Origin of the sequence: Legionella cherrii (assembly GCF_900635815.1) — a bacterium.
GTDB lineage: Bacteria > Pseudomonadota > Gammaproteobacteria > Legionellales > Legionellaceae > Legionella > Legionella cherrii.
This window is the reverse complement of record NZ_LR134173.1, coordinates 3,217,539-3,238,853: the sequence shown is the minus strand read 5'-3', so window position 1 is coordinate 3,238,853 and position 21,315 is coordinate 3,217,539. Positions and strand designations below refer to the sequence as shown.

The window sequence follows — 21,315 nt, the reverse complement described above, 5'->3', positions numbered from 1 at the left end:
TGACAACATCTCGTCAACCCGCGTCTATAGATTACATTTAGGTATTTTTCAAAACTTTTCTTTAGAAAAATGAACAAATGAAGGAAGGGATTATGACATAAAATATGAATTCTTTGAATATATTTAAAGCACTATGGGCTATTATTATAAATAATAATTGTGCTTTATGAGTAAAATTATGCCAAACTTGCCTGGATTATTTTTTCTAAAATCCTACCCCCCTGAACAAATATGGAGACTATTGGTTGATGGACGCTTTTGGTCAAAAGAAAAGGGTTGGCATGGTTATGAATCAAGAGAGCGAGGTTCAATTAATGCTGCTTTAGAGAGTTTGTGCTCGATTGCACTGCAAGTTTATAAAGAAGGCGAGGAATTTGAATTAAGTGTCGATTTAATTAAAGAAATACATAAAAAGTGCGGACGGAAAGTAGAGGCGTTAGAAGATAAGAGCCCAGGTGAAATCAGAACAGATGAGCCTGTATCATTTGGTATTCCAGCATGTCGTGCCTCAATTAAAGGGATAGAAGAGTTTCTCCAACTATTTTTTCTAATTGAGGGTGGTGCATCATTCGGTCCTGGAAATCCAGGCCCATTTGGTCCTAGCTTTGATTTGGATTATTTTAAAGATTTGACCCCTGAAAAAATACCCGAGCTTGCTAAAAAAATATATGAAGATATGAGTGCGCATGGTCACAGTAACACAAACCACTTTTATCTAGCAGTAAGAAAAAAAGTTGATGTTTTTCTGGAAGCAATTACTCAATCTTATAACAAGGAAATTAAAGCCGCAAAAACCCTTGATGAAAAACTGTACGTTATTGCCAAGCATATCCGGCAATATGAAGTGTTGCATCCTTTTAAGGATGCCAATGGAAGAACCTTTGTAAACAATTTATTAAATATTCTTTTAATGCAACAGGGTTTGCCCCCAGCTACCTTTTATGAACCTAATGTCTTTGATTTATATAGTGCTGATCAGTTAGTAGTCGTTATTAAAGAAGCGATTCTAAATACAATGGAGATTATTGAGCAGAATAAAAAAGGTATTTCTTTATATGGATATAGTGAAACTTTGGAAGATAAGGCGAAGTTTATGGCGATGCTTAATAGTCCTTCTTACCAGGAGATTCGAGATATAGATTTTTCATTTTTAGACATTGGAAGGCTATACGACAATTCGCGAGAGTATGTTGATTCATTAAAAAAGAAATATCCCCTTCATCGAGGGGCAATTTATTTGAGCGATCCACGTGATATCAAAGAGCTGGTATGTGATTGTGATGAAGCTCAGATAAATAAATGCATCAAGCAGGGGGCGCCTCCAATTTATGTAGGTAAAGCTCCTATCCATTTAGCAGTGATGGTGGGCAATATGGCAATGGTCGATGAGTTAATTGCTAATAAAGCCGATTTATCAATACAAGATTACGATGGCAAAACGGCCCTTCATTATGCTGCTGAATCTGGAAATATGCAGATAATGGGGAAAATATTAACTGTTATACTATCTCAGAAGAATGCTCTTGCTATATTAAACGCTAAAGACAATCAGGGAAAAACGGCATTTCATTATGCTGCGGAGTACGGAAATCCCGAGCTGGTTGTTGCCTTAACATCCACAGATGAGATTCAGATCAATGAAACCGATAACAGAGGTTCTTCTGCCATATTTTTAGCCTATAAGAATCACAAACTGGATGTATTTGAGAAACTATTAGATTCTGGGGCAGAGATCAGTAAAGAGCTTTTAGATGAAGTATCGGTGCGGAATGATAAAGAGACATTTAAAAAAATTATTAAAAAAAACCATGACCTTCTTGCAAGTAAAGAAGTTTTCAATATTGCTCTTAGTATAGGAAGTAGAAGTATAGTCAAACAATTTTTGCAGAATAAGGGTACTGGAATAGACATTAATACTCCGATAACTAAAGATAAGGCTACACCATTAATGTTGGCTGTTCAAAGAGGGGATATAAGACTAGTTAATTATTTATTAGAAAAAGGTGCTGATACAAGTAAAGCCGATGAGCGAGGATATACAGCGCTACACTATGTTTTTTATACTCAAGAAGAAAACAGAGAAGCACTGATAAAAAGACTATTGAAGTACGATAAAACATTAGTGAATCAACTCAATGATAATCAATGTCCTCCTCTCTACAATGCAATGGTATTGAAGGATGTTAAATCGATGCAATTATTATTGAAAATGGGAGCAAAGGTTGACTACGAGGATAGAGATGGAAATAATATTTTGCATGCAACCATAGGTCGTTCTCCTGTGCCTATGATACACGAAATTGTATCTAGAGATCCCACTTTACTTCATAAAAGAAATCCTGCTGGGAGAAATCCATTGCATCATGCACTTGTTGATGTATTTCGATATTCGGAAGATGCTGAAATCAACTTTATGGCGTTAAGTAATTATCTTTTAAAGGAACGAGTTGATTTAAATACAGAAGATATGCATGGAAAAACCATGTTAGATATTGCTCTATCGAAACATTTTTATCATTTATGCGTCAAATTGATAAAGGCAGGGGCTCAACCGAATATTTCCTCTGCATCCACCTTCCTTCAGGGGGCTGATGCAAATTCTATTTTAAATCATCCTAAAACATTTAAGAAAAAATTGGACAAAACGCTTGATGAGAATCCTTTAATTGCAATGACTCAACTGAATGATTTATACCTACAAATTAAAAAGAATCTAATCAAGGCTCCTAAAAATTTTGTTCCACAAAGTAGCTTAGCCTTTTTTAAAGGAAAATCAGAAGATACCCGAGCTCATGATCAAGTTTTATCTGTATTAAAGGAGATCTATGACAGTAAACTTAAAGAACTGCTTGATAGCTATCAAGGGCAATATCAAGATTTTGAAAAAAAACATCAAGCGCTTGACGAGAACGTGAAGTTTTTAATAAAAAGTCATGAAATTTCAAAGAGAATAGAAAAACCTACTACCCAGCTCGTAGAAGGGGAATATTATCAAATTAAATGGTAGTCCCTTTACTATTTTCGTTTTACTCATTTCATAACCACTTTATTCATGGCAATCAGGTTTTTTCCTCAGCATTTTTGTTGCACTTTGTCTGGATTTTTCATCTAAAATCTTTTGTTTCGCTCGTCTTGAACGTCTTTTCTTTTGACGTTTTAATTTTTCAATTTTTTGCTGTTTTTTTGTTTTCTCATCACTCAATATCGAATGCAATTTTTCACAAAGCCGTATTCTGGCAAAATATCGATTATCTTCACGACTTCTTGAATCCTGGCATTTTATCTCCAATCCTGAGGGAGTATGCTTCAAATACACCGTGGAGGCAGTTTTATGTAGTTTCTGTCCCCCTTTACCACTGCCAATAATAAATTTCTCAATCAGCTCGGATTCATTAATATGAAGTTTCGCCATGAACTCAGCTAATTTCTCCCATTTTTCTTTATTAATCATCTTAAGTACTTCTTGTGGAAATTCTTTTTAACTCTCAGAGAAAGCATCTGCATATTAAATGACCATATTCTATACTTAATATGATTATTATACAAAGCGAGGTCATGATGTCTTTTGATGGGAAGTATTCGCCTGAGATCAATTCAAATGGTATTACTGTGACCATAGCGGTAAAAAAATTAACTCAAGATCCTAATTATAGGAGTGCAGATTTTTTTGATAAATGTATGGTAAAGCCAGATTTTAAGGTAGAGCAAGAAAAGATTACGATTCAAGCACCGAAAAACCCACCGCCAAAGGTCAAGGTGGAGGATTTAAATATCCCGGAACCTTTATTAAAAGATATGTCTGCTGAGGAGATAGCAAACATTGCCAACCAATTAATAGGTTTTGCTTATGATCCATTGAAAGTGGTAGATCATCTCAAAGATTTAGATGGTGAACTGGGAAAATTAATGCAAGAAAGTCAAGTTTTTCCATCACAAGCAACTTATAGTCCTCCTTATTTGATTGCAGGAAGAGGCAACTTCATTCCAGGTGCTCCAGATGCCTATCAACCTTTAAAAAAGGCAAGGATTTTGGATTCGCTATTATTGAAGCATGAGAATTCCCGTGATGTGAATAAAAATGGTTATGTGGTTAAATTTATTGGTTTTGTCAGTAGCATGATAGCGGACCGAGTTATCTCAAGCGGCCAACTCTTTACTGAAAATAAGCAAATTGATCGTGTACTGTTACATGGTTCTTATTCCCATCGATTGTTGCTTGAAGCATTTGCGCACGCAATCGAAAAAGGTGTTATCGATTTAAATCTTAAAACAGGAAAAAAACTAAACTTTGTGCAATTACTCGAAGTGTTGGTTTCAGTAAAAACAAAATATGGTCAAAGTCTTTGGGAAATGACATTGGATTCTGTAGAGGATTCCATGCACGCTTCCAATGATCCATTAGATTCAAAACAATTTAGTTTTAGTTGTCGTTCTCCTTTTGTTTTAAATTCTCTATTGCTTTGTTTTGGTAAAGAACTAGGATTACCTCATCTCCAAACCTATTTGTTGGATAGTCATTACAAAGCTGCGTATGAAATGGTTTTACGATCTAAAGAAAAAATAGCCTCAATGAATAAAACGCATTATTCACGGGTTAATATTCCCAATGAAATGATATATGAGCGGTGCATGGAACATTTTTCTACCAAAGCCGAAAGTTATGGAGAAGTGGGCGGTAATAGCCCTTTTACTTTAGATGAATTGGCAATGCTCTCTGATAATAGCTATATAGGATCGATGTGGGGCCCAGGTGTCCGGATAAAAGTAACCTCTCCACAAAAACCAGGATTTTATTCTAATTGGATGGAATTTTTTCAGAGTAAAAGCAAGACGCCGGAGCCTGTATCAAGTCAATCTAAAAAACACGAACGTACTGCACCAGATGAGTCTGAGGAAGATGATGAAAAACACCAAGAAAAACACAGTAAAAAACAACAATGAGATAAAGAGTGGCATCCTTTACCAATTGTGTACTACCGATTAAGTCTCACTTCAACTGATTATTAATTAATTTGTTGCCAAAATTCTTATGAAAAAATCGACATCCTTATCGATTTTTAAACTAAGCCCCAATAGGTCTGAGGAGCGTTTTCCGGCTCGCTCAGATAGTGACTGCAACCTTAGTTTTCTGATCTTTCTTGATTAATGAACTCGTCATCATCTGATTCATCTGGACCTGCTAAAAATTTATCTTCGTAATCAATTACAAAACCGGCAAAAATACGAACAATGCGATCATCTATTTTTTCAGGATAATGAACTGAAACACTCCAGGTTTTATCACCAAAATTGCGATTGAGTTCGGCAATAGGATGAGGATTGCTCGTTGATGCTAAAATGACGAATCGGTCAAAGCTGGGATTTGCATAAGCATAACCAATTTCAGTAGCTTTTCCAGACTCATCATAGTCATATATGGTGAATTTTGCAGATTCAAGCGTTGCTAAATTCCCATCAATAAAACCAATTTGTACACCACGAGTATCATAAATATCAATTTCTTTAGCCCAAGGGTATAGAGAACCTAAAGAAATGATTCGCGTAATACCGGTGGCTTGCCATCCATCTTTATTGGATAAATCATAGTTTGTACGGATACGAAATGCGCTCTTTTTGATTGACCCAGGATAGGTTTCTCTTTGGGGAGATTTAATTTGATAAACTTCTGAGAACTTATAAACATCTTTGGTAACGACAAAATCATAAGGATGATCTTCATGAACACCATAACTGTTAGCAAGAGTTGCATACGACATTGTCAATAGAGCAAACAAACATGACACCAATAATTTACGCATATACGATTTTCCTTTTGGTTAAATAATATTTGAAGATGCCAATTTGGCAACTATGAAGAATAAATAAAAATATAAATAATTCAATATTCTTCACATACCTCCTGCGAAGGCAAACTCATAGTAAAGCAAATTTATTAAGAATTTATTAAGAATTTATTAAGTAATAAAAAGGCATCTAAATTATTCATCAAAATAAATAACTACGTGAGAGTATACGGTGATAAATGCTCGAAAATTTGACAAAAAAGCAGTGGAGATAGCAATTACTAACTGCACACCTTAAAGAGGCATTCAGCCGAAAGAAAGCGCTCTCAAGCGATGCCCAAAGCAACACTTGAGAAGATGACGAAGAGTCTAATGGGGACCTCTTAAATTATGAGTTTGCTGATCGTCTTCAACTTTCCCTTGAACTTTAAATGCTTGTATCGCTTCAGGCTCTTGAAATAAAGAAGTAGGGGTAGTAGAGGTGTCTTTTGATTCAAAAATGCCAAATTGGACTAGACTGGAACTACGTTCTTGCTTCCCATACGGATCTTTCTCTGCCTTTTCCCCATTTTCAGAAAGAGACATGAGATCAATTTCTTCTTGTATTTGTTGATAGCCACGATTTAAGGAAGGAATTTGGTGGGCTAATTCAGAAACTTTCAAGTTGAGTTCGGTCTGCTCTTCTTTTAACTGTTCCAGTTCTTTATGTAAAGCTTTCTTCTCTTTTCTTTTAAGGGAATCATGTTGTAACTGTTTTTCAATCGAATTGATTTGGTTTTTAATGTTCGTTGCTTGGGTCACCAAGTTTTTCATAGAAACAAGTACCACTGTTTTAGAGGACTCTCTCATATGTTCCAGTTTTTCCCGTATTGCATGGCTTGTAGTTGCTAAATGCTCCAGTTTATCAGCATGACGCTCTTTAAAATCTTTATTCCAGCTGTCATCGCTGATGTAATTTTCTAATACGGGAGTCAATTGACTTAAAAAACCGCTCAAGCCCAAAAGATCTGTTGCTGGAAAGAGATCTAAATCTTGAGTCAATCGGGGAGCCATAATAATGGCGAGATTATGGTACGTCATACGATTAGTCTCCTGGAATGTGCCAGCCTGATGCATTAAATAGCAGTAATGATAAATAATTTCTCCTGCACGCTGATGATCGATTCGTTTTGACTGTAAAAGGTCACAAATGAACTCATCAAGTAATTGATTTGCTGCTTTTGTAATATTTTTTTTCTGTTGAACACCCAGTAATAACTTTAAATTTTTTGAGAAATTGATCAGGAGATTATCTTTAGAATCTAATAAGAGACGGTTTTTAAGAACAGCGGGTATCATTCCTAAACTATTATGTAGATGCTCACTATTGACTTTATTCTCTTTCATCACATAGTTACTTAGAATAGCTCCATCAAATTGTTCGCTAATCAGTTGCTCAAGTAACTTTTCTGTTTCTTCCTTTGCTCCTGCAACTCGAAAAACTCCAGAAGTTTTTAACAATTCTGGGTGTTGGGATACAAGTTGTGTCAAGGAGCGCAACACATTCACTATGATTTGGGTATTGTAAGGGCCAGGCATTTAAATTCTCCGGATATTGAACGAATATTAATTTATGGCTTTGGTTTTAACTATTTTCAAATAAAAGGCAATTTGAGGTGAGTTGGTTTTGAGCTTATCTGGCTTTTCAGCACAAACTCAATGGTGACATGATAAGCAAACGAGCAAATGTAGTACTAAGCCTATCACTGATAATTCTGTATTACTATATAAAATGCTGTAAGGATTTACAACGAAGGACTGTGCTGAATGAATCATGGTTGGTATGAATGTCTTTCTTTTTTTAGAAACACAAAAAGAGATAGACCAGATTGAATTCGTTAACAGGTGGATCAAAGGCTGCACCTGCAGCAGGTTTTTAGCCATAACTGATCCAGAACTATTTTTTATCGATTTAAAAATAAAAGTAACGCTTTCTGAACATGCATTCTGTTTTCACTTTGAGTGAAGATGATCGAAGCTGGACTGTCAGGCAAGGTTTCGGATACTTCTTTTCCTCGTTCCATGGGCATACAATGCATAAATACGGCTTCTGGTTTTGCATAGGACATTAAGGATTCATTGACCTGGAAACCCTGGAAGGCTTCAAGATTTTCCTGATCTTCAAAACCCATACTAGTCCAAACGTCAGTGTATACTGCATGGGCATTCTTAACCGCATCCTCAGGTTTGGAAAAATGATAAATCTTATCTGGCTTCATGTCCTGCGCCTGTTCGACAATTGAAGCATTAGGTTGATGGGATGCAGGGCAACAGTAATTAATTGTTATTCCTAATTGCGGTGCCAGCAGCATCAAACTATGCAAAATATTATTTCCATCACCAATATACGCAACAGTCAGTCCTTCCAAAGAGCCAAATTGCTCCCATAGACTTAATAAATCAGCTAAAATCTGACATGGATGATGTAAGGCGGAAAGGCCATTGATTACAGGAACTTTTGCATAAGTGGCCATTTCTTGTAATATTTCATCTGCGTGAGTTCTTACCATAACAAAATTTGCATAACCATTTAGAACTCTAGCCATATCCGCTGGGGTTTCCTGCTTTCTCGTATTGCTTACACTTTCAATGGCTATCCCTCCCATACTTTGAATTGCCAGTGCAAAACTAAGGCGAGTTCGAAAAGAAGGTTTTTCAAAAATCATGGCAAGGCTTTTATGAGCCAGAGCTTGACTGTAGAACGAGGGAGTTTGCTTCAAGGCCTTTGCTTTCTCCAAGACATGCTTTAATTCTTCGGTACTTAATTCGGTTCCGGTAAGAAAGTGCTTGATTTTTGGGGGAGAGGATGTCTTCTTTACCTCTGATGGTCCTGGGTTAGATCTTTTGTCTTGATAGGTGCCGGCCTCAAGATCAAATATTGCTTGTTGTAAATTGATCACGAAGGTGTTGGTGGTTACTTCGCTAATCGGTTGAGAATGAGTTTCTTCAACAAGCGTGTTTTTAACTGGAGTGTAAAGGGACATGTTGAGCCTCCTAAATAAATCAGAACATGGTGTCTGTCGATTTTGAATTAATGTTCATAATGAATCCTTGAACCAGATTTTTTCTAGTTTTTGAATTGCTCCACTGGCTTGCAGTTTTTGCAGGGCTTTATTAATCTTTGACGTCAATGGAGAACCTTTTTTCAGTGCTAATGCGTATCCATAATCTGCTTTAGCAATTAGCGAAGAAGAGAGTTCCGAATGTTTTTTGCTATAGATTTTCCCTTGGGCACCATCCAGTAAAACGACATCAACATGATTTGCAAGTAATGCTTCAATCGCTTGGTTATTATTATCAAATGTGGTGAGTTCCACCTGAGGGTAATTATCCCGTAGCCATATCTCCATCGTACTACCAAGCTGTACTGCTACTTTTTTTCCTGTAAGTTGGCTGGGTGTGGTGATGGGGTGACTGGAATGATATACCGAGGCCATTCCTTCAAAGTAATAGGGCGCAGAGAAATCAAAATTGACTTTTCTCGCATCAGTAATCGTGATTGTAGCTATGGCAATATCATCTTGCCCAGAACTAATTGCAGGAAGCACAGTACTGAATTGCATGTTGTCAAAAACAGCTTTTTTCCCGAGCTCTTTAGCAATTAGTTTTGCCAAATCAATATCAAATCCCTTTATTTCCCCGTGGTCGCTATATTCAAAAGGTGGATACTCTGCTGATGTGGCAAAATGCAGGCTATTCTCGTTATCTTTTGTTTTGCAGGAAGATAACAAAATACATATTACTAGTAAGAATAGGTTTGAAAATCGGCTCATTTGAATTTGAATCCATTAAATATCCATATAATGAATATACCGATCCTTGGTTTTATTGTCAATGAAAATGAATTTAATTTCAATTTATAGAATATGCGTTCAATCGTTTTTTTTTCAGGAATAATAAACCCAGCCTTCATTAAAGAATAAAGTGATATAGGAGCGATATGAAATAACTTCTTGAATATTCGATAGTATTGGATAATATCAGCGGAAATGGAGTACGACATTCCATTTTTTAATCGTTTACTGGAGGAGTTGTGTTTAAAAAAAAAGAAGTACAGAAAATTGCTACAAATACAGGAAACTTTTCTCAGGTTCCTAATGACGTAATGTACCTGATATTTTTTTTTCTTGATGTTAAGTCGCTCAATCATCTCGCTATGACTAATTCAACTTTCAAAAAGCTGGTTTCAAATTATCCAAAGCAAATCTTCGTTAAAATATGCGATAAAGAATATAAAGGAACCTACTTACAAATACATGCCCAATTTATAGGTTACCTACAACACAAAGAAGCTGAAATTGCTCGCCAAAAGCGTCGCCAGGAAGAAAACGCAATTGCGGAACTTAAAAACGTTGTCAAAGCTCAAAAAAATGACATAAGAAAAACCTGGGATGTTCCACTTAAAAAGTCATGCATCACTAAGGAAGAACGACTAGCCATCGGATGCGGTTGTACTTTCGGTTTAATTGGTGGGATTCTCGTTTCCTGTTTCACGCCGATACCTTGGTACTTCGCTTATTGTTTAGGCATGGGGGCAGGAGGAACAACTCCGTTAGTTGCCTCTCGAACCATCCGTTGTTGTTGTGGTAAATGCGTGGATTGTAAAGAGCAAGAACTCAACACCAGAGAGGAAAATCTGATAAAAAATTATCCTTCTTCCCCAAGTATGAAAATGTGAAATAAGTTACGGGTGCGGGTAACTGTATTTAAACGGTACTCGCTTTCGAAACGGCTTCAGGACTGCTTGAAATGAACAGAGTATATAATGAATCTTCTGTTATTTGTGAAAACCCACTTGCCTCCAAGCTTCATATAAAATAACCGCAACAGCGTTCGAGAGATTTAAACTTCGATTGTTCTCACGCATAGGGATAGAGAGCGACGTGTATTTCAGTAAAATTTCTTGAGGCAATCCTCTGGATTCTGGACCGAATAAAAACAGGTCATCGGCGGTATATTGAACCGTTGAGTAACATTGTGTAGCTCGAGCGCTCAAGGTGTAGATCGTCTTTTGATGGTGTTGTTGAATAAAGTGTTCCCAATTTTCATATTGGGCAATAGAGGCCCATTCATGATAATCCAAGCCAGCTCGTCTCAGTGCTTTTTCTTGTAATGAAAATCCAAGAGGATGTATCAAATGCAATGTTGCCCCAGTGTTGGCACATAGTCGAATGATGTTTCCTGTATTTGGAGGGATTTCAGGTTGGTAAAGGGCAATATGAAACATAAGGTTACGGAGTTAATAAGTGGTAATCGTTCTTAGTTAAAGGACAGGTTCTTGGATATTCCAGAACATTTTTTGAAATTATATCTGATCATATGTTTTAAACAAATTCTTTTGATTAGCCGTTTATCAATTTTAAAAGGTTCATGATCATCATCAAGAATTCTGTTTGTAATTGGCAATGCGCAAAAAATGAAACTCCTCCACGTGTGGTTGATTCGCTAAAAACAGCATACTCCATAGGGCTATCGTTGCATTGTTGTCTACTAAAAAACGTCCATCAGCTAATAATAACGGGTTATTATTAACGGTGACGAGATAGTTGTCGGTAAACCAGTTAAAAATAATAAAATCCCTCATTAATGAAGATGAGTTTTTTACATATTCAGGTAATTTTTGATATGAAAAAGCAGGATAACTTGCCACCAGTTGGCTTCTTGATTCCTTTAAAAGTGGGGTTGAAACATTAATGAGGTACAAACGCTTTTTATTTAGTGCAATTCCTCTCCACTGTGTGGAACTGAGTAACATGGGAAACACACGTGCCTTGTCTGTACTTACTCCTAATTGGGCAAGTTTTTCACGAACTGCTGTCATTGCTCGATAGTGTTGCTCTATATTGAATAGCATAAATAAACTAATTAGCGCTAAAGCAATAAGGACAGGCCTTCTTTGATTAAAGACCAGAGCCGCGATTAATCCTAAACCCAGGGGGATGGTGATAAAGGGATCAACAATAGAAACAATATCCCAACTCACTCTGGTATCAGAAAATGGCCAAAATAAAACCGTTCCATAAGTCGTACAGGCGTCTAACAGGCCATGAGTGGAGTAACCGATCAAAGCGGCCAAAAAAGTAAATTTCCAATGAGTGCGAAAGCGTTTAAAAATTAGCAAAGCTAAGGTAATGATTAAAGCACCTATGGGGATAAAACTTAGGGAATGGGTGAAGTGGCGGTGATAGAGGAAAAACAGCATTGGATTGCCTGATTCTCGAATGAATATATCCAAATCAGGTGCCATGGCTGCTAAGCCACCGACAAGCCAGGCATTGTGTTTGTCTTTCCTGTACAAAATTGCTTGAGAGCAGGCTGCCCCTAAAACCGCATGCGTCACTGGATCCATATTTTTACCTTTATGAGGAGTTTATGTTCCTTATTTTCTAGCCTCTTTTACAGAGGGGGATAGCTCGTAGAAAGTGCTTTCTGACAATCTTGTTGCATCGAATCGTTCACAAATCACAAGTAAATGTCAGAAAGCAAATAAAAATCTAATGAGCAATACAAGGTTCTTCTTCAAGATAGCCACTGAGTACAGCGTGTTCACTATTTTTCCAATAAAGTCTTGGTAGACCTGACTTTTCAGTGGGCCTGTATAAATGGCTTATCACATTTTCTAGATAGCTTGGATTGGTAAACAATGCGACGGCTATCTGGTTCTTCAATAATTTAGATTGTCCATTGCTGTATAGCAAATCAATTTCGCCATTTATTGTAACCATAGCCGTGGTGAATAATCCCACGCCATAGCCATCTTGATGCATAAAAAATAAAGAAAATGGGATTGCATATTGGGTACTCTCTTTAAAATCAATGTTGAATTGTTGAATACCAGAGTCTGTTGGCCATTGAACATGGTGCAATCCCTCTTGTTTTGTTAACGCACCGTTGGCATTAAACCTTAAGGTGCCTTCATCCAGCATGACTTTGGCAACAAAAACTTCGGCCTTCCACATGCCAACCCCAGTTTTTGTTAATTTAACCGTTAATTCATCGGTATTAGATAGAGAATCGAAAAGAATTGAACTCGCTACATAGCTATCACCCTCGATTGCCATCGCAGGAAGATTAGCCCCCATTTTTATTTTGCTGGTCGCTTTAGGCGCTAAATTTTTTGTGGGGATTTTGATTTTATTTAAATGCTTGGGGGCAGATTTTTTTGTTATTCCAAGCAGGTAGTCACCCCATTCTGTGCGAAGGTAATCATCAGCGTCTAAATAGAGTCTGCCAAAACGTGTAAACAGGAGTTCACTGTTTTTCTTGCCACTTGATACAACAAAATAGCCAGGGTTGAGCAAGGCAAGATCGAATGCATTTCCTGTAGCAGTGATCGGGCATTGATTAATCGTCAAAGGTTTTTGAGTCAATTTAAATAAATTATCTGCATGCGCTTGAGATGAAAGGATAAGAGCAGCTGAGAATAAAATTGATTTAAGAGTCACGTTAATTCCTTTTAAAAATATGAATTGTAGAGAAACAACAACTCCCTTTTTGTAAAACCAATCTTTTTTGATCGACAAAGCAGGGCGCGATCTAGAATATCTGGATTTAGGTTTTCTGTCATTGAGAAAAAGACCGAAATCAGCTATCTTGTCGGGCAAATTAAAGTGATTATTTATTCACTTAGCCTGAAAGGATTTTAATTCCCTTGTTACTTTAGGGAGAAAAGGAAGATTATTTTATGTTTCAACGAACAAAAACGGATTGTTTCTCACCATTTGCCATACGTTCTTTTTTTATAATTTATAGTTCAGTGATTATGACCGCTCATGCAAGCTATGCTGACCAAGCTAAAATAACTCACCCATCGAATCAAGGAAACTTAAATTGGTTTCATCCATTTTTTACGCTCTCGGGCGGTGTAGCAGTTGCCAAGACAGGACATTCACAAACTTTAAATATGGATGGTGATTTCACAACATATCAATATACGCCCAGACATGACCATTCAAATCGGACGTTATGGGGAGGCGCTATTGGAACTGAAGTTCCAATTAATTCGCTGTGGGCTTTGCAGCTTGGTATTAGTTATTATAGGCCTAATAATTTTTCTAGTAGCGGTATTTTATTACAAGGCATAGATGAGCAATCAGCGGATGAGTTTACCTACAATTATAAAATAAAAAGCAGCCAACTTTTTTTTGAAGGCAAGTTATTGCACTCTGTTAAAACGATTTTTCATCCCTATGCATCTTTAGGTCTTGGAGCTGCGTTCAATCAGGCTTCAAATTATCAAACCAGCGTGCCCCCATTTCTAACTTTTACCCCAGAATTTGAGGATCATAAAACAACGAATTTTGCTTATAGTCTTGGTCTTGGCATCGATATGGACCTATGTAAAAACTGGCGCTTAGGGGTGGGCTATCGTTATGTGGGCTTAGGTGAGGCGAATTTGGATGAAGGAATGCTTGACGTAATACCTTTCACAAGTACTTTGACACTACCCCATCTTTATATGCAGGAAGCCATGGTACAAATAAGCTATTTAATTTAGGAAATAGGAAAAATGAAAAAGAATAAAAGGATGTCCTCTTTATTTCTGTTTATTGGTGCCACCTCCTTAAGCACGATGAGCTATGGGGTTGCCTACAATGTTGTACCCAAAGCTGGTACGGTGTTACCTACTCAACTTGTTTTAGGAAATACTGCAAGCGCATTCTATACCGTAACCAATGCCACGCGTCGTACGCTACCTGGGGGATTTGTTAAATATTTACCAACTAATGTAAGCCAAGTACTCAACGATACAGCTTATCCTGATTTATGTGGTGCAAATTTTACCTTATTACCTGGTGGGAGCTGCACATTAGAGCTTAGAGTTTCAGGTGCTGTTAATCCACATGATCCTAATCCTCATAATCATCTTTTTGTTTGTAGTCCTAATGTTCCCGCATGCGCAGGGACGAATGAACCCTTAAATGTTAGGGCCTTCGAACCTACAATCAAAGGGGTGGTGCAATCAGGGAATGTTTCTGCAATTCCACTTGCGAATGCAAATGTTACTATTTACAGCGCCAGTTCAACGTCTGCAATACCGATTGCTAATGCGACAACCAATGGAGCAGGACAATTTTTTATTTATATTCCACCTGAACAAATACCCCAAACATCTTCATTTTATGCAGTTGCACGCCAGGGAAATAACACCAAGCTGGTGACTATAATAGGTAAAAATCTTCTTCCAGCGATTACAATTAACGAATTGACGACTGTAGGCGCGGCTTTTTCAATGGCACAATTTTTTAATAATGGGCAAATTAGTGGTAGCTCATTAGGATTAAAAATTGCCTCAGGCATGAATGATAATTTAGTTTCACCGATTCAAGGCACTCTATCGCAAGTGATTACTGCATCACCCAATGCAGATCAAACGAATACAATGCGTTCCCTCAATAATTTATCTAATATAACTGCATCGTGTGTTCAAAATTTGCCAGGTGCATGTACTGTTCTTTTTGGATTAACTACAGTCAATGGTTTTGCCCCTACAAATACCTTAGATGCATTGTTAAATATAGCGCATAATCCCGCGAATAATGTACTAGGTATCTATGTCCAATCGAATCAATTTGCTACTTATCAACCTTCTTTAAAAACAAAACCTGATGCGTGGACTTTAGCGGTAAAATTTAATAATTCAGGCAGTTTGTCTGCTCCTTTTGGTGGGCCTGCCAAAACAGTTTTTGATAAAAACGGCTACGCTTGGATTACGAATAATGTGATTCAAGGCACTCCCAACTCATCCAACTGGCTGATTGTTTTAAAGCCAAACGGCCAACCTGCGGACGGAATAAATAATACCCCCACATCGCCTCTATTTGGTGGTGGTCTATTAGGGAATGCTTTTGGAATTACCATTGATACGCGTGGATCGATATGGACAGGCAATTTTGGATGGGGGAGTTGTGATACCTGTTTGCCTCCAGGAGGCGAGGGGAGCGTGTCTCAGTTTTCTTCAACGGGCATTCCAATTTCAGGTCCTCTAGGCTATATATCGGCTTTATATAGAGTTCAAGGTACTGTTTCAGATAAAAATAACAATATTTGGATGGCCAGCTATGGTAATGACAGGATTGTTGTTTATTTAAATGGCGATCCTAATTCTGCCATTTATTATCAAGAACCTGCAAACAGTGGACCTTTTGACATAGCTATTGCTCAAGATGGCTCTGCATGGGTGAGTAACAGCAAAACTTCTGCTGGCAACCCAGGTTCGGTAATTAATAAATATGTGATTTCCGGATCCCAACTCATCAAAACTTTAGACGTACAATTACCAGCCGGTAGCTCAACAAGGGAGGTTTCTTTAGATTCGCAAGGTAATGCTTGGGTGGCCTCTGTAAATGATTCCACAATCTATAAAATTGCCCCCAATGGAACCTTTGTTGCATATAACGGCCAAGGTGGTGTGTCCGGACCTTGGGGGTAACTGTGGATGGTGACGATAATATCTGGGTGGCTAATTTTGAGGGCATCGGCTTCCCCCCTCAATTTTCAATTTCCAAACTTTGTGGCATTAACACAGCCAAGTGTCCGACAGGATTAACTACAGGTGATGCAATATCCCCTTCAACCGGGTATACCTTACCCAGTGCTGGGAGCCAAGTATTGCTCGCCGATGGTACTCCACTTAATGGTGTTGGTGGACCACCCAGTTTTAATCCTTTAATGCGTCTCACTCACGCCATTTCAGATCAAGCAGGAAATGTTTGGGCTGCAAATAACTGGAAACCACTTCCTTTTAGTGATAATTACTTTAATCCAGGAGGGGATGGGATGGTCGTGTTTATAGGAATTGCAGCACCACCGCAAATGAGCCAGTGATGACTTGTTTGAGATTATCTTCAAGTCTTTTCATTTGAGTATAGCAATTTTCAAACCAACGTAGGGAAAGGTTCTCATCTATGTTGGTTTTTTGTTGCATGGGAAGGTAAAAGTCTTAACTCCTAAGTTTGCTTAATAGGTATGATTAGATCTATTATTATCTTGTATAAATTACAAATTATCGCGCCACATCAGGACATTGACTCATGCATTTACTTTTTGATTTTGATGGTACGCTAGTGGATAGTTTTGACTGCGTCATTGAAAAAACCAACTTATTGGCTGAACAATTCAACTTCAGAAAGATTAAAGAGCATGAAATTGAATCCCTTCGTGATCTTTCATCAAGAGAATTAATCAATTTTTTAGGGATTTCTTTTTATAAAATACCTTCCTTAATACGACAGATTAGGTATCTTTTACACGAACAAATGGTGAATATGAAGCCGATTACTAATATTCCTACAATCTTAGAGACTTTTTATAAGTCGGGATACTCACTCGGTATCTTGACTTCTAATTCAGTTGAAAATGTTCTTCTATGGCTGGACATGAATCAAATTCACCACTTTTTTAATTTTATCCATGATGAATCGAATTGTTTTTCTAAACGTCATTTACTAAAAAAAACGCTCAAAAAATACAAAATTGATAAAAGCAAAGTATTTTATATTGGAGATGAAACCCGAGATATTGAGGCAGCAAAGAGAAATAATATTCAATCAATCGCTGTAACCTGGGGTTACAATTCAGAGAAAACCTTATTAAAGCATCAGCCCACATATCTTGCGAAACACCCTGAAGAGTTGCTAACGATTTGTTCTGCAGTCCCTTTTACAGGGTCTAATGATTATTAGTTCGTCATAGCCAACCAAGTGAAGCAACCCAATACAATTTTATTCTCTGAATTAATAAATTATTTAAGCATACGGTTCATCGAGTTATCAAAATCAAATAAAGACGAAAAATAGTTTGAGTCAAGACTGTTTTTTTATTTTTTATTTGTATAAGATAGCAACGCCTAATTCCTTTTCAAAATTATCCAATTCTGTGGATATTTATTCCAATCAATAGTGAATCAGTAATCAACAGTTTATAAAATGCCCTTGCAGACTCTGCTTTATTCTATTTTTAAATCCGAATAATACCCTCCAAGTTATTCACATTTTCTGTGGATAAGTCTGTTTATAGTCTGTCAAACACCGTGTACAATTTAGAGGTTAATTAGATGATTCATCCTTTTCCAAGGTGTTTTGTCAGTAAGACAAACAGGACGATATTGTGCCTGTTCTTTTACCTAATGTTGGGGGCGTCTAGCTTGCGCCTGCTCAACCTCTAAAACGATTCACACCTTCTATGGCCTCATGAGGGAGTGTGCTGTCAATTTTAGAGCCAAACTTATCTTTATTAATGGCGACAAAGAAAGAGGCGCTATTAAATAAGGATGGAGTACTGGCCTTAAATCCAAGACGAGCATAAAGATTAGCATCCGCTCTGCTTAAAGAGGGATTTAATTGTCTGTGATCTTCATCAACTAAAATAATTTGTTCTGCTTTTGGGAAGCGAGTTTGAATGGCTTGACGATGTTTTGGGCTCATTTTCTTTAATTCTTCAATGGTTAAAGACACGGTTGCAATAGTTTGGGGTATTGCTTGAACAATAAGCGCCAGTTCTTCAGCTGTCTTTTTATGAAAAAGAACATTAAAGTTCAAATCAAGATGAGTGATTCCAGAATCTTTGAGGGCGCTAAATATGGCTACTAATTCTATGGCTGTCTTTTCCCCAAGGAAATTCCAGCTCAAATCAAGATGAGTGATCCCTGATTCTTTGAGGGCGCTGAATATAGCTATCAGTTCTGCAACTGTTTTTTGCCCAAGATTATTGCTACCCAAATCAAGATGAGAGATTCCCGAGTTTTTGAGTACATTCAATATGGCCGCTAACTCCGCTCCTGTTTTTTGCCCAAGATTACCCAAATGAAGATGAGAGACTCCAGAATCTTTGAGCGTACTCAATAGGGCTATCAGTTCTGCTGTTGTCTTTTGCTCAAGGCCATTGTCACTCAAATCAAGATGAGAGATTCCCGAGTTTTTTGAGGATATTCAATAGGGCAGCTAACTCTGCTCCTGTCTTTTGTCCAAGATTATTTCCACGCAAATCAAGATGGGAAATCCCGGAATCTTTGAGGGTGCTCAATATAGCTACCAGTTCTGCTGCTGGCTTTTGTCCAAGGTCATTCTTTACCTAAATCAAGATAGGTGACCCCAGAGTTTTTGAGGCACTCAATATGCCTATCAGTTCTTTCTCTGTCTTTTGCGCAAGATTATTCAATCTCAAATCAAGACGAGAGATTCCAGAATCTTTGAGGGTGCTCAATATCTCTATAAGCTCTGTCTCTGTCTTGTGCTCTAGGCTATGCCCACTCAAATCGAGATGAATGATCCCGGAGTTTCTGAGGGTATTTAATATGTCAACAAGTTCTGTTGCTGTTTTTTCTCTAAGGCCATTTGCGCCTATGCTAAGATGGGAGATTCCAGAATTTTTGAAGACGCTTAATATAGTCACCAGCTCCGCTGTTGTTTTTTCCCCAAGCTGATTTGCAGCAAGTTCAAGATAGGATATTCCAGAGTTTTTGAGGACGCTGAATATGCTCACCAGTTCTGCTGCTGTTTTTTCTCCAAGCTGATTTGCACCGAGATCAAGATGTACGATTCCCGCGTTTTTGAGGAGGCTTAATATAGCCACCACCTCTGTTGCATTTTTTTGCTCAAGGCATGAGGTCAAATTAAGGTAAGTGGTACCAGCGACTATTAATTGTCTTATGTCTGAGATTAATTGTTCGGTTCGTTTGTTGGAGAGATTTGGCTGCATTAACAAATTTTCCTATACTAAATATTCGCTAAGATGTTTAGAACCTGTTTGCATTTCTGCTTTTTTGTTCAAATGGAGCGAATGCAAACAGGCTCTGTTCTGAGGGTGGGGTTAACCAAATAAAGATCTTTATATGCATAATTCGATCAATATTATCATTGGTTATTCAATTGATCAATGTGTAATGGGTAACCTGTTACAGGAAGTGGTTTGGTTGTGAGCAGCTCGCTTGGATCACAATTTTGCCTACGCCCAGCGGCTTGGCCGCGTGGGCTCGTGTTTTAATGCCGCTCTCCTTGTGCTCCCTGAAAGCTATAGAGTATGAGATTTAGGCTGCTTGAGGTTCTATTCATTTTTTTGGCAGTGCCACAAATAATGAGCCTGAGTGATTGAGCGCATTGGCTTCCACACCGGCTTGATTGCCCTCACCCTTATAAACATCAACATGAGCACCCACAATGGCGCCGCCTGTGTCTTGGGCTACACACCATGAAGTAGATTTTTTGCAGCTATAGATAAAACTCATTCCAACAGGAATTACGCGGTGATCTGTTGCGCATGAAGCATGTGGTGTGAGCGAAATATTTTCAGAACCATATGGGCCTCCAGCTTCTTTAGTAAAAAATACAAAGCTTTGATCGCGATTTCGCAAGTCAGCAGCTTTATCGCGGTTTAGAGGGTTATCGAGATATTGGCGAATTCGCTTTTCTGATGCGCCGCTTAGTTTAATCTCCTTAGATAGGTTACAGCGTAACTTTGCTTCATCATGACATTTAGGATCTTTAGCGCAACGTTCCATTGCATCCAGGTTACCACCACAGGTTGGGTCTTGTGCACATTGGACTATGCGGCCCAGCATGGTGCGCGGCCTGCCATTGGCGCCATCGTAATTAATTCGAAATACTTTGCCATCGAGAATTAATGAACCAGAGCCTTGAAGCATTAAAAAAGAAGGGTCATTTGGGTCTTTAACATAACCAATTATATATTTTGGGTTTAAAGCCCCATGATCAATTTCTTCGCGGTCTGGCGCTATAGAATATGTGCCATCGGCATTTTTCAGACAAAATCCACGCGGTATTTTGGTAAGCGGGTCAACTCCGCAAAGAGGAGCTTTCAAATTAAATTTCTTGCATTCTGAAGCTGCATTGACAACACCCGGGTTACTGTAGATAGGAAATAAAAATCCTCCACCCCGTTTGGTGCGAGCCTCAACAGCGGCTGGCGCATAATAGGCAGTAAATTGAAATTCACCTTTTTTAAATCCTGCATGATTTTCAGGCCAACCATCGCTTTTATACCAGTCAAATTCATTTTTGATGCTCGCTAAATATTTTTGAAAATTGCCTTGGGCAGCTTTTGCGAGACTTAGCATTTTTTTGTTGGCAGTGAGGCACCATTCTTGTCGCTTAAACTGATGGCCAGCAATAGTCACTGTTTGAAATTCACCATGGTATTTAGTGCAGTTTTCAATCTGATTATTTAACGCTTGAATCACTTCATCCATATTGCCCACAGAGTTCTCTAACGGCAGTTCTGAAGCTGAAATTTTGTGAAATTTAAACCGCAACACACCGGGTTCTTTGGCAGCCATTTTTTGTCTTGAGGTAAAATCCACAAGTCTTCTCACATCTAAACAATGTTGAATTGGATCTGCAGGGAGGGTTGCATGGGTGATGATGCTAAAAGTCATTAGTGCAATTATTAAAGAGGATCGAAACATGGGTATCCTTAGCCATAGCAATGGTTGAGTCTCGTTTAGCCATTGATTTTGAGTTTTGTAACAAGGATTATA

At 37.9% G+C, this 21,315-nt stretch carries 18 protein-coding genes; 7 read left to right on the top strand and 11 right to left on the bottom strand.

All coding sequences use genetic code 11. The features are described 5' to 3' along the window. Nucleotides 1–178: 178 nt before the first annotated feature. On the top strand, nucleotides 179–3,007 hold the full coding sequence (gene ankX, locus EL022_RS13840) for a Dot/Icm T4SS effector AnkN/AnkX/LegA8 (protein ID WP_028380013.1): 2,829 nt from the start codon (nucleotides 179–181) through the stop codon (nucleotides 3,005–3,007). A gap of 39 nt (nucleotides 3,008–3,046) precedes the next feature. On the opposite strand, the gene EL022_RS13835 is transcribed toward ankX, so the two are convergent. After that, nucleotides 3,047–3,451: a peptide chain release factor family protein gene (locus tag EL022_RS13835; RefSeq protein WP_028380014.1), complete on the bottom strand. Its 405-nt coding sequence runs from the start codon at nucleotides 3,449–3,451 to the stop codon at nucleotides 3,047–3,049. A gap of 104 nt (nucleotides 3,452–3,555) precedes the next feature. Between EL022_RS13835 and EL022_RS13830 the strand changes: the two genes are divergently transcribed. Continuing rightward, nucleotides 3,556–4,941, top strand: a complete 1,386-nt coding sequence (locus tag EL022_RS13830) for a hypothetical protein (protein ID WP_126325225.1) — start codon at nucleotides 3,556–3,558, stop codon at nucleotides 4,939–4,941. A 179-nt stretch (nucleotides 4,942–5,120) separates the two neighbouring features. Here the strand turns inward: EL022_RS13830 and EL022_RS13825 are convergent, their stop codons facing one another. The 4 genes from EL022_RS13825 to EL022_RS13810 form a co-directional block, all read right to left on the bottom strand. Next, nucleotides 5,121–5,798 (bottom strand): hypothetical protein, encoded by a 678-nt coding sequence (locus EL022_RS13825; protein WP_028380016.1) that lies wholly within the window; start codon nucleotides 5,796–5,798, stop codon nucleotides 5,121–5,123. Nucleotides 5,799–6,152: 354 nt separating this feature from the next. Continuing rightward, nucleotides 6,153–7,361 carry a RhoGAP domain-containing protein gene (locus EL022_RS13820; protein WP_051544397.1) on the bottom strand — a complete coding sequence of 403 codons (1,209 nt, stop codon included), beginning with the start codon at nucleotides 7,359–7,361 and terminating at the stop codon, nucleotides 6,153–6,155. Nucleotides 7,362–7,726: 365 nt separating this feature from the next. Continuing rightward, nucleotides 7,727–8,806: an ornithine carbamoyltransferase gene (gene argF, locus EL022_RS13815; protein ID WP_028380017.1), complete on the bottom strand. Its 1,080-nt coding sequence runs from the start codon at nucleotides 8,804–8,806 to the stop codon at nucleotides 7,727–7,729. A gap of 54 nt (nucleotides 8,807–8,860) precedes the next feature. After that, entirely contained in the window at nucleotides 8,861–9,595 is a 735-nt protein-coding gene (locus EL022_RS13810) for a substrate-binding periplasmic protein (protein ID WP_028380018.1), read from the bottom strand. Between the two features lie 260 nt (nucleotides 9,596–9,855). Here EL022_RS13810 and EL022_RS13805 point away from each other — a divergent pair, with 260 nt between their 5' ends. Next, the gene (locus EL022_RS13805) at nucleotides 9,856–10,500 is read left to right on the top strand and encodes an F-box protein (RefSeq protein WP_028380019.1); all 645 of its coding nucleotides are present in this window, start codon (nucleotides 9,856–9,858) and stop codon (nucleotides 10,498–10,500) included. A 99-nt stretch (nucleotides 10,501–10,599) separates the two neighbouring features. On the opposite strand, the gene EL022_RS13800 is transcribed toward EL022_RS13805, so the two are convergent. From EL022_RS13800 to EL022_RS13790, 3 genes are all read right to left on the bottom strand, one after another. Beyond that, nucleotides 10,600–11,049, bottom strand: a complete 450-nt coding sequence (locus EL022_RS13800; RefSeq protein WP_028380020.1) for a tRNA (cytidine(34)-2'-O)-methyltransferase — start codon at nucleotides 11,047–11,049, stop codon at nucleotides 10,600–10,602. A gap of 153 nt (nucleotides 11,050–11,202) precedes the next feature. Further along, nucleotides 11,203–12,171, bottom strand: a complete 969-nt coding sequence (locus EL022_RS13795; RefSeq protein WP_028380021.1) for a metal-dependent hydrolase — start codon at nucleotides 12,169–12,171, stop codon at nucleotides 11,203–11,205. A 145-nt stretch (nucleotides 12,172–12,316) separates the two neighbouring features. After that, the gene (locus EL022_RS13790; protein WP_028380022.1) at nucleotides 12,317–13,267 is read right to left on the bottom strand and encodes a flagellar hook-basal body complex protein; all 951 of its coding nucleotides are present in this window, start codon (nucleotides 13,265–13,267) and stop codon (nucleotides 12,317–12,319) included. A 239-nt stretch (nucleotides 13,268–13,506) separates the two neighbouring features. Between EL022_RS13790 and EL022_RS13785 the strand changes: the two genes are divergently transcribed. The 4 genes from EL022_RS13785 (at nucleotide 13,507) to EL022_RS13775 (ending at nucleotide 17,506) form a co-directional block, all read left to right on the top strand. Continuing rightward, entirely contained in the window at nucleotides 13,507–14,319 is an 813-nt protein-coding gene (locus EL022_RS13785; protein WP_028380023.1) for an outer membrane protein, read from the top strand. Between the two features lie 12 nt (nucleotides 14,320–14,331). Further along, complete coding sequence (locus EL022_RS13780) at nucleotides 14,332–16,254, top strand: NHL repeat-containing protein (protein ID WP_241972188.1); 1,923 nt, start codon at nucleotides 14,332–14,334, stop codon at nucleotides 16,252–16,254. 2 nt (nucleotides 16,255–16,256) lie between these two features. After that, on the top strand, nucleotides 16,257–16,649 hold the full coding sequence (locus tag EL022_RS16485; protein ID WP_241972187.1) for a hypothetical protein: 393 nt from the start codon (nucleotides 16,257–16,259) through the stop codon (nucleotides 16,647–16,649). Nucleotides 16,650–16,855: 206 nt separating this feature from the next. Beyond that, complete coding sequence (locus EL022_RS13775) at nucleotides 16,856–17,506, top strand: HAD-IA family hydrolase (protein WP_028380025.1); 651 nt, start codon at nucleotides 16,856–16,858, stop codon at nucleotides 17,504–17,506. A 471-nt stretch (nucleotides 17,507–17,977) separates the two neighbouring features. On the opposite strand, the gene EL022_RS13770 is transcribed toward EL022_RS13775, so the two are convergent. The 3 genes from EL022_RS13770 to EL022_RS13760 form a co-directional block, all read right to left on the bottom strand. Further along, nucleotides 17,978–18,715 carry a leucine-rich repeat domain-containing protein gene (locus tag EL022_RS13770; protein ID WP_126325223.1) on the bottom strand — a complete coding sequence of 246 codons (738 nt, stop codon included), beginning with the start codon at nucleotides 18,713–18,715 and terminating at the stop codon, nucleotides 17,978–17,980. Nucleotides 18,716–18,893: 178 nt separating this feature from the next. After that, nucleotides 18,894–19,520: a leucine-rich repeat domain-containing protein gene (locus EL022_RS13765; protein WP_126325222.1), complete on the bottom strand. Its 627-nt coding sequence runs from the start codon at nucleotides 19,518–19,520 to the stop codon at nucleotides 18,894–18,896. A gap of 349 nt (nucleotides 19,521–19,869) precedes the next feature. After that, nucleotides 19,870–21,243 (bottom strand): MltA domain-containing protein, encoded by a 1,374-nt coding sequence (locus EL022_RS13760; RefSeq protein WP_028380027.1) that lies wholly within the window; start codon nucleotides 21,241–21,243, stop codon nucleotides 19,870–19,872. Nucleotides 21,244–21,315: the final 72 nt, after the last annotated feature.